This is a genomic window from Pseudomonas sp. PWP3-1b2, assembly GCF_049896045.1.
Lineage (GTDB): Bacteria > Pseudomonadota > Gammaproteobacteria > Pseudomonadales > Pseudomonadaceae > Aquipseudomonas > Aquipseudomonas antarctica_B.
Map to the genome: position 1 here is coordinate 21,024 of NZ_JAFCTN010000048.1, position 9,502 is coordinate 30,525.

The 9,502-nt window shown below is 61.0% G+C and carries 8 protein-coding genes; all 8 read left to right on the plus strand.

Features of this window, described 5'->3' with window-relative positions:
• Positions 1 to 3: 3 nt before the first annotated feature.
• Positions 4 to 1,425, plus strand: a complete 1,422-nt coding sequence (locus tag ACP7A2_RS23395; RefSeq protein WP_426136148.1) for an N-acetylmuramoyl-L-alanine amidase — start codon at positions 4 to 6, stop codon at positions 1,423 to 1,425.
• Entirely contained in the window at positions 1,425 to 3,341 is a 1,917-nt protein-coding gene (gene mutL / locus ACP7A2_RS23400; protein WP_426136149.1) for a DNA mismatch repair endonuclease MutL, read from the plus strand. The genes ACP7A2_RS23395 and mutL overlap by 1 nt, the downstream gene beginning before the upstream one ends.
• Positions 3,341 to 4,312 carry a tRNA (adenosine(37)-N6)-dimethylallyltransferase MiaA gene (miaA, locus tag ACP7A2_RS23405; protein ID WP_426136150.1) on the plus strand — a complete coding sequence of 324 codons (972 nt, stop codon included), beginning with the start codon at positions 3,341 to 3,343 and terminating at the stop codon, positions 4,310 to 4,312. Before mutL ends, miaA begins: the two co-directional genes overlap by 1 nt.
• 93 nt (positions 4,313 to 4,405) lie before the next feature.
• Complete coding sequence (hfq, locus tag ACP7A2_RS23410; protein ID WP_071482778.1) at positions 4,406 to 4,666, plus strand: RNA chaperone Hfq; 261 nt, start codon at positions 4,406 to 4,408, stop codon at positions 4,664 to 4,666.
• Between the two features lie 12 nt (positions 4,667 to 4,678).
• Positions 4,679 to 5,980 (plus strand): ribosome rescue GTPase HflX, encoded by a 1,302-nt coding sequence (gene hflX, locus ACP7A2_RS23415; RefSeq protein ID WP_375069497.1) that lies wholly within the window; start codon positions 4,679 to 4,681, stop codon positions 5,978 to 5,980.
• Positions 5,981 to 6,076: 96 nt separating this feature from the next.
• Positions 6,077 to 7,255, plus strand: a complete 1,179-nt coding sequence (gene hflK / locus ACP7A2_RS23420) for an FtsH protease activity modulator HflK (protein ID WP_426136151.1) — start codon at positions 6,077 to 6,079, stop codon at positions 7,253 to 7,255.
• Entirely contained in the window at positions 7,255 to 8,121 is an 867-nt protein-coding gene (gene hflC / locus ACP7A2_RS23425; RefSeq protein WP_375069500.1) for a protease modulator HflC, read from the plus strand. The genes hflK and hflC overlap by 1 nt, the downstream gene beginning before the upstream one ends.
• A gap of 302 nt (positions 8,122 to 8,423) precedes the next feature.
• Positions 8,424 to 9,502 (plus strand): ATP phosphoribosyltransferase regulatory subunit (locus ACP7A2_RS23430; RefSeq protein WP_426136152.1); only part of this gene is annotated, 1,079 nt, incomplete at its 3' end.

Consider the following 9,502-nt stretch of genomic DNA (forward strand, 5'->3'; position numbering starts at 1 on the left):
GGTATGCGCTTTCGCGCGTTGGTTGCTGTCGTAGGGGTGTTGCTTACGGCAATGACTGTCAATGCTCTGGCTGCTTCGCAGGTGAAAAGTGTTCGCCTGTGGCGAGCGCCGGATAACACGCGGCTGGTGTTCGACCTGTCTGGCCCGGTCCAGCATAGTGTGTTTACCCTGTCGTCGCCGGATCGCCTGGTAATCGACATCAACGGTGCGACCCTGGCCGCGCCGTTGAAGGTGTCCACCTCCAATACCCCGATCACCAGCATGCGCTCGGCCCAACGTACGCCGACCGACTTGCGCGTGGTCATCGACCTGAAAAAGGCGGTGACCCCGAAAAGCTTCGTGCTGGCGCCCAACGGGCAGTACGGCAACCGGCTGGTGGTCGACCTGTTCGACAATGCCGCCGATGCCAACCCGCCGCCAGCGCCGCCGCCGAGTGTTGCGACGGTGCCTGCTGTGCCGGTCAACCCGTCGCAACCGCAGGTCAAGTTGCCGCCACCACCACCCGCCCCGGCGGGCAAGCGCGACATTATCGTAGTGATCGACGCCGGTCACGGCGGCGAAGACCCCGGTGCTTCCGGCTCGCGCGGTCAGCATGAAAAAGACGTGGTACTGGCTATCGCCCGTGAATTGCAGCGTCAGGTCAACGGCATGAAAGGCTATCGCGCCGAGCTGACCCGTACCGGCGACTATTTCATCCCGTTGCGTGGCCGTACCGAAATCGCGCGCAAGAAAGGCGCCGACCTGTTCGTGTCAATCCACGCCGACGCCGCACCGTCGTCTGCCGCCTTTGGCGCCTCGGTATTTGCCCTGTCGGATCGCGGCGCCACGTCCGAAACCGCGCGTTGGCTGGCCGACAGCGAAAACCGTTCCGACTTGATCGGCGGGGCCGGCAATGTGTCCCTTGATGACAAGGACAAAATGCTTGCCGGCGTACTGCTCGACCTGTCGATGACTGCCTCGCTGACCTCCAGCCTGAACGTCGGCCAGAAAGTCCTGAGTAACATCGGCCGTGTCACCTCGCTGCACAAACAGCGCGTGGAGCAGGCCGGGTTCATGGTGTTGAAGTCGCCGGATATTCCGTCGATCCTGGTGGAAACCGGGTTTATTTCCAACTCCAACGAAGCCTCCAAATTGGCGAGTGCCAGCCACCAGCAGGCGCTGGCGCGCTCGATCAGCGCCGGTATTCGCCAGTTCTTCCAGCAGAACCCGCCGCCGGGCACGTATATCGCCTGGCTGCGCGACTCCGGGAAAATCGCCCAGGGCCCGCGTGACCACCGCGTGCAGCCCGGTGACACCGTGGCAATGCTGGCGGTGCGTTTCCAGGTGTCGCCTGCTACGTTGCGCAGCGCAAACAACCTGAAAACCGATGAGCTGAAAGTCGGCCAGGTGCTGACCATTCCCGGCACTGAATTGGCGGCGCAGTAATGAGCGAATCAGTCTTGAACAGCGGCTCGCGCATTGAGTTGCTCAGCCCGCGCCTTGCCAACCAGATTGCGGCGGGTGAGGTGGTTGAGCGTCCGGCGTCGGTGATCAAGGAACTGCTGGAAAACAGCATCGACTCCGGTGCCAAGCGCATTGATGTGGACGTGGAGCAGGGCGGCGTCAAGCTGCTGCGGGTGCGCGACGACGGCAGCGGCATCTCCTCCGATGACCTGCCGCTGGCCCTGGCGCGCCACGCTACCAGCAAGATTCGTGACCTCGAAGACCTGGAGCGGGTGATGAGCCTGGGCTTTCGCGGTGAGGCCCTGGCCTCCATCAGTTCCGTGGCCCGCCTGACCCTCACGTCGCGCACCCGCGACGCCGAGCAAGCCTGGCAGGTAGAAACCGAAGGCCGCGACATGGCGCCTCGGGTCCAGCCTGCCGCGCACCCGGTGGGCACCTCGGTGGAAGTGCGCGACCTGTTCTTCAACACCCCGGCGCGCCGCAAATTCCTCAAGGCTGAAAAAACCGAGTTCGATCACTTGCAAGAAGTGATCAAACGCCTGGCCCTGGCGCGTTTCGACGTAGCCTTTCACCTGCGCCACAACGGCAAGACCATCCTCAGCCTGCATGAAGCCCACGACGACGCCGCACGCGCTCGGCGTGTCTCGGCCATTTGCGGTGCGGGGTTCCTGGAGCAGGCGCTGCCGATTGAAATCGAGCGTAACGGCCTGCACCTGTGGGGTTGGGTGGGGCTGCCAACCTTCTCGCGCAGCCAGGCGGACTTGCAGTATTTCTTCGTGAATGGCCGTGCCGTGCGCGACAAGCTGGTGGCGCACGCGGTGCGTCAGGCCTATCGCGATGTGCTGTTCAATGGGCGCCACCCTACATTTGTGCTGTTTTTTGAGGTTGACCCTTCGGTGGTCGACGTCAACGTGCACCCGACCAAGCACGAAGTACGCTTCCGTGATGGGCGCATGGTGCATGACTTCCTCTACGGCACGCTTCACCGCGCCTTGGGCGACGTGCGTCCGGATGACCAGCTGTCTGCGCCGATCGTGACGGCTGTGGTGCGCCCGAGTGGCCCGCAAGCTGGTGAATTCGGCCCTCAGGGTGAAATGAGCCTGGCGGCCAACCTGCTGCAATCGCCGCAGCCGCAGCCTTCGTTGACCACGACGGGCTCAGGTTCAGGGGCGGGTTATCAGTATCAATACACGCCACGCCCGCAAACCGCGCTGCCGGTGGCCGAGGCGCAGGCAGCCTATCGTGAATTTTTTGCGCCGTTGCCGGGCGCCGAGCCCGGTGCTGCGGTTGCCCTGCCGGAAGGCGGCGGGGATATTCCGCCGTTGGGCTATGCGCTGGCGCAGCTCAAGGGTATCTACATCCTCGCGGAAAACGCCCATGGCCTGGTGCTGGTAGACATGCACGCGGCCCACGAGCGGATCATGTACGAACGCCTGAAAATCGCCATGGCCAGCGAAGGCCTCAGCGGGCAGCCGCTGTTGGTCCCGGAATCCCTGGCCGTCAGCCAGCGCGAAGCCGATTGCGCCGAAGAACACCACAGTGTGTTCCAGAAACTTGGCTTTGAGTTGCAGCGCCTCGGCCCGGAAACCCTGGCGATTCGCCAGATTCCCGCGCTGCTCAAGCAGGCCGAAGCCAACCGCTTGGTCGCCGATGTACTCGCTGACCTGATGGAATATGGCACCAGCGACCGCATCCAGGCGCATATCAACGAACTGCTCGGTACCATGGCCTGCCACGGCGCGATCCGCGCCAACCGCCGGCTGGCCTTGCCGGAAATGAACGGCTTGCTGCGCGACATGGAAAACACCGAGCGCAGCGGACAGTGCAACCATGGCCGACCGACCTGGACCCAAATGGGCCTGGATGATCTGGACAAACTGTTCTTGCGCGGCCGCTGATGAGTGCCTTGCCCCCCGCGATCTTCCTGATGGGCCCCACGGCTGCAGGCAAGACCGATCTGGCCATCGAACTGACCAAAGTGCTGCCGTGCGAGCTGATCAGCGTTGACTCTGCACTGGTTTACCGGGACATGGATATCGGCACGGCCAAGCCGTCAAAAGCGCTGCTGGCCGAACATCCGCACAAATTGATCGACATCATCGACCCGTCGCAGAGCTATTCGGCCGCCGATTTTCGCACCGACGCGCTTGCCGCCATGGCCGAGATCACCGCGCGGGGCAACATTCCGCTGTTGGTGGGCGGCACGATGCTCTACTACAAGGCTTTGCAGGAAGGGCTGGCGGATATGCCGCCTGCCGACGCGCAGGTGCGCGCCGACCTTGAAGAGGAGGCTGCGCGCCTTGGTTGGCAAGCCTTGCACGATCAGCTGGCGGCGGTGGACCCGGTGTCAGCGGCGCGCATTCACCCCAATGACCCCCAGCGCCTCACCCGCGCCCTGGAAGTCTGGCGGGTCAGCGGCCTGACCATGACTGAACACAGGCTGAAACAAACTGCGCAAAGTGCTGATGCAGGCGCATCTGGTGGGTCACAATTGCCCTATACTGTGGCGACTCTGGCCATCGCTCCGGCAAATCGCCAAGTGCTGCATGAACGAATTGCACAGAGATTCACAATTATGTTGGAACAGGGGTTTGTGGAGGAGGTCGTAGCACTGCGTTCCAGAGGTGACCTGCACTCAGGGTTGCCTTCGATACGTGCTGTTGGCTATCGCCAAGTCTGGGATCATCTGGATGGCAAGCTGACGTCAGCCGAGATGCAGGAGCGCGGCATCATCGCCACGCGCCAATTGGCGAAACGCCAGTTCACCTGGTTGCGCAGCTGGAGCGATTTGCACTGGCTGGACAGCCTGGACAGCGACAATCTGTCACGCGCCTTGAAATACTTGGGAACGGTCTCCATATTGAGCTGAGTCCTTGCAATTGCCGTCTATCCTTGGGGGTGTGACGGCCATAAGCTATCTATTTTCCGAATTTTATTATTGATCCTTAAAGGAGTGCGGCACATGTCAAAAGGGCATTCGCTACAAGACCCTTACTTGAATACTTTACGTAAAGAGAAAGTTGGGGTTTCCATCTATCTGGTCAACGGTATCAAACTGCAAGGCACGATCGAGTCGTTTGACCAGTTCGTCATCCTGCTGAAAAACACCGTCAGCCAAATGGTTTACAAGCACGCTATCTCGACAGTCGTTCCAGTTCGTCCAATTCGCCTGCCTAGCGCAGCCGGTGACGAAGTGGGTGACGCTGAGCCAGGTAACGCCTGATAGGAGTCTCCTTTGTTCTTTGAGCGCCACGGTGGTGGTGAGCGGGTAATTCTCGTTCACTTGGATGGACAGGACCCTGAGGCGCGCGAAGATCCGCAGGAGTTTCAGGAGTTGGCAAATTCGGCCGGCGCCGAGACCGTTGCGTTTTTTAACGTGCCGCGTCATCGGCCAACCGCCAAATTCCTGATTGGCAGCGGCAAGGTCGAGGAATTACGCGACCTGGTCCATGCCGAAGAAGCCGATCTGGTGATCTTCAATCACGTCCTCACGCCGAGTCAGGAACGTAACCTCGAACGTGTTTTCGAGTGTCGCGTGATCGACCGTACCGGCCTGATTCTCGATATTTTTGCCCAACGCGCCCGTACCCATGAAGGCAAGCTCCAGGTCGAACTGGCCCAGCTTGACCACATGAGCACCCGGCTGGTTCGCGGCTGGACTCACCTTGAGCGTCAAGGTGGCGGTATCGGCATGCGCGGGCCGGGTGAAACCCAGCTCGAAACCGACCGCCGTCTGCTGCGGGTTCGCCTGCGCCAGATCAAGGGCCGGCTCGAAAAAGTGCGCAGCCAGCGCGAGCAATCGCGACGGGGCCGCATGCGTGCGGATATCCCTACCGTGTCGCTGGTGGGCTATACCAACGCCGGTAAATCCACGCTGTTCAACAACGTGACCAAATCCGACGTGTACGCGGCCGACCAACTGTTCGCCACCCTCGACCCGACCTTGCGCCGTCTGGAACTCGACGACCTGGGGCCGATTGTCCTGGCCGACACCGTGGGTTTCATTCGTCACTTGCCCCACAAACTGGTCGAGGCATTTCGGTCTACGCTCGAAGAGTCGAGCAATTCCGACCTGCTGTTGCACGTGATCGATGCGGCTGAACCGGATCGCATGCTGCAGATCGAGCAGGTGATGGTGGTGCTGGGCGAGATTGGTGCCCAGGACTTGCCGATCCTCGAGGTCTATAACAAACTCGATTTGCTTGAAGGCGTAGAGCCACAAATCCAGCGCGACGAAGACGGCAAGCCCCAGCGGGTCTGGCTGTCGGCGCGTGATGGCAGTGGCCTGGAATTGCTTGAACAAGCCATTGCCGAGTTGTTGGGCAGCGATTTGTTTATCGGTACCTTGCGCTTGCCTCAGCGTTTTGCTCGACTGCGTGCACAGTTTTTCGAGCTGGGCGCGGTACAGAAAGAAGAATACGACGAGGAAGGTGTCAGTTTGCTGGCCGTTCGATTGCCGCGCACGGAGCTGAATCGACTCGTGAGTCGTGAAGGTGTGGTGCCGACAGAGTTTATCGAACAACACACTTTGCAATAAAAGCCTCCGAAAGCGGTTGTGCCGCAGTAGCAGGCATTCTGTAGCATTGGTCGGCGCGCCGTGGGTGCGTCTTTGCTTTATCAGATGGAGAGCGCTATGGCTTGGAATGAGCCGGGTGGCAACTCGAATAATCAGGATCCTTGGGGTGGTAAGCGCCGCAATAATGGCGACCGCAAGGGGCCACCGGATCTCGACGAGGCCTTCCGAAAGCTGCAGGAAAGCCTGAATGGGTTGTTCGGTGGTGGGAAAAAACGTGGTGGCGGTGACGACGGCGGTCGCACAAGCAAGGGCGGTGGCTATGGCCTGCTGGGCCTGGGCCTTGTCGTGCTTGCAGCCGTTTGGCTTTACAGCGCCGTGTATGTCGTGGACGAGCAGGAGCAAGCCGTGGTGCTGCGCTTCGGCAAGTACTACGAGACAGTCGGCCCGGGCCTGAACATCTACTTCCCGCCGATCGACAAGAAGTACATGGAGAACGTCACGCGCGAGCGTGCCTACACCAAGCAGGGCCAGATGCTGACCGAAGACGAGAACATCGTCGAAGTGCCGCTGACCGTGCAGTACAAGATCAGCAACCTGCAGGACTTCGTGCTGAACGTTGATCAGCCGGAAATCAGCCTGCAACACGCAACCGAAAGCGCCCTGCGCCACGTGGTCGGTTCCACCGCCATGGACCAGGTGCTGACTGAAGGTCGTGAGTTGATGGCCAGCGAGATCAAGGAGCGCCTGCAACGGTTCCTCGATACCTATCGCACCGGTATCACCGTCACCCAGGTGAACGTACAGAGCGCAGCGGCACCGCGTGAAGTGCAGGAAGCCTTTGATGACGTGATCCGCGCCCGTGAAGACGAGCAGCGTTCGCGCAACCAGGCTGAAACCTACGCCAACGGCGTCGTGCCGGAAGCCCGTGGTCAGGCCCAGCGCATCCTTGAAGATGCCAACGGTTACCGCGACGAAGTGGTCTCCCGCGCCAAGGGTGAGGCGGACCGCTTTACCAAGCTGGTTACCGAGTACCGCAAGGCGCCGGAAGTCACGCGTGAGCGTCTGTACCTGGACACCATGCAGGAAGTCTTCAGCAACACCAGCAAGGTTCTCGTGACCGGCAGCAAAGGTGGGCAGAACAACCTGCTGTACCTGCCGCTGGACAAGATGATCGAAGGTGGTCGTAGCAGCACCGCCACGCCGTCCACAGGCTCTACAGCGGCTGCCAACGAAGCGAGCGCCCGTGCGGCCGCTGACTTGTTGCAACAGCAAACACGTACCAGGGAGAGTCGTTGATGAACAATAAATCGCTGACAGCCCTGATTGTGGGTGTCGTGGTGGTCATCGCTGCCTGGAACTGCTTCTACATCGTGTCTCAAACCGAGCGCGCGGTGTTGCTGCAATTCGGTCGTGTCGTCCAGGCGGATGTCCAGCCGGGCCTGCATGTGAAAGTCCCCTACGTGAACCAGGTGCGCAAGTTTGACGGCCGCCTGATGACCCTGGATGCACCGACACAGCGTTTCCTGACCCTGGAAAAGAAAGCCGTGATGGTTGACGCCTACGCCAAGTGGCGCGTCAAGGATGCCGAGCGCTTCTACACCGCGACCTCCGGCCTCAAGCAGATTGCTGACGAGCGCTTGTCGCGTCGTCTGGAATCGGGCCTGCGTGACCAGTTTGGTAAACGCACCCTGCACGAGGTGGTTTCTGGTGAACGTGATGCGCTGATGGCTGACATCACCCGCTCGCTGAACACCATGGCAGAAAAAGAGCTGGGTATCGAAGTCGTCGATGTCCGGGTCAAGGCCATTGACCTGCCGAAGGAAGTAAACCGCAGCGTGTTCGAGCGTATGAGCACCGAGCGTGAGCGTGAAGCCCGTGAGCATCGCGCCAAAGGTAACGAGCTGGCTGAAGGTATCCGTGCGGATGCCGACCGTCAGCGCCGTGTACTGCTGGCCGAAGCTTATCGCGAGTCTGAAGAGGCCCGCGGTGATGGCGACGCTCAAGCCGCCGCGATCTACTCCAAGGCTTACGGCCAGGACCAGGAGTTCTACGCGTTCTACCGTAGCCTGCGCGCCTACCGTGAAAGCTTCGCGAACAAAACCGACGTCATGGTGCTGGACCCAAGCAGCGACTTCTTCCGCTACCTGGAAAAGTCCAAGTAACAGCCTGTGACTGCAGGGCGCACTCCGTCGGGCGGCTAAAACGCCTGGCGGGGTGATCCTTTCAGAAAACGGGTGTATGATGCGGCAGCCGGGAAATTCCCGGCTTTTTTGCGTCTGCATGTTTGATTGTTGTTTGGCCGCGCAGACGCCACAGGTTTTTCGAGGAAAGTGCCCGACGAGGCCGCTAGCAGGCCATTTCGTCACGTCGTTCTTGCGCGTTGTTTGGGCAGGGGCCGGGCATTTTCTGCTTCACTCAAGGCTCGGCCGAGGGTTGGCCGCCCGGATCATAGGGGAATGGCGTAATGGCAACGGTAGACCGCTGGCTGCTGCCAGATGGCATCGAAGAAGTACTGCCACCAGAAGCTGCGCGCATTGAAGTAGCGCGTCGTCAGGTGTTGGATCTGTTCCAGAGCTGGGGTTACGAGTTTGTCGTGACCCCGCATATCGAGTACCTGGAATCCCTGCTGACCGGCGCGGGCCAGGACCTGGATCTGCGCACCTTCAAGGTCATCGACCCGCAATCGGGACGGCAAATGGGCTTTCGTGCCGACATCACGCCGCAAGTGGCGCGCATCGATGCGCATACCCTGCGCCGCGAAGGCCCGAGCCGTTTGTGCTACGCCGGCAGTGTGCTGCATGCACAACCGCGCGCCTTGTCGTCTTCGCGCAGCCCTATCCAGTTGGGCGCAGAGTTGTACGGCGACGCAAGCCCGAGCAGCGACGTTGAAGTGATCAGCTTGATGCTGGCCATGCTGCAACTGGCTGACGTGCCGGACGTGCACATGGACCTGGGTCACGTCGGTATCTACCGCGGCCTGGCCCGCGCGGCCGGTTTGTCCGGTGAAGTGGAACAACGGTTGTTCGATGCCCTGCAACGCAAGGCCATCGATGAAGTGATCGCCCTCACCGAGGGTGTGCCTGCGGATTTGGCGGGCATGCTGCGTGCGTTGGTGGACCTGTGTGGCGGTTCTGAAGTGCTGGTCGCTACGCGCGAGCGTTTGGCCAATGCACCGGCGCCAGTCCTGGCGGCGCTGGACGACGTACTGGCGATTGCCGAGCGGTTGTCGGCGCGGTTCCCGCAGCTGCCGCTGTACTTTGATCTGGGCGAGCTGCGCGGCTACCACTACCACACCGGTGTGGTGTTCGCAGTATTTGTACCGGGTGTTGGCCAAGCCATCGCCCAAGGCGGTCGTTATGACGATATCGGCGCTGACTTCGGTCGCGCGCGTCCGGCGACTGGCTTTTCCACCGATTTGAAAACCCTGGTGACCCTGGGGCGTGCTGAGGTCGAGCTGCCGTCTGGTGGCATCTGGATGCCCGACAGTACGGACGCAGCACTCTGGCAGCAGGTTTGCCAGTTGCGCAGTGAGGGTCAGCGTGT

Bases quoted from the DNA above. Each gene is read 5' to 3' on its own strand.
- ACP7A2_RS23395 (WP_426136148.1), top strand. From the start codon at position 4: ATGCGCTTTCGCGCGTTGGTTGCTGTCGTAGGGGTGTTGCTTACGGCA.
- mutL (WP_426136149.1), top strand. From the start codon at position 1,425: ATGAGCGAATCAGTCTTGAACAGCGGCTCGCGCATTGAGTTGCTCAGC.
- miaA (WP_426136150.1), top strand. From the start codon at position 3,341: ATGAGTGCCTTGCCCCCCGCGATCTTCCTGATGGGCCCCACGGCTGCA.
- hfq (WP_071482778.1), top strand. From the start codon at position 4,406: ATGTCAAAAGGGCATTCGCTACAAGACCCTTACTTGAATACTTTACGT.
- hflK (WP_426136151.1), top strand. From the start codon at position 6,077: ATGGCTTGGAATGAGCCGGGTGGCAACTCGAATAATCAGGATCCTTGG.
- hflC (WP_375069500.1), top strand. From the start codon at position 7,255: ATGAACAATAAATCGCTGACAGCCCTGATTGTGGGTGTCGTGGTGGTC.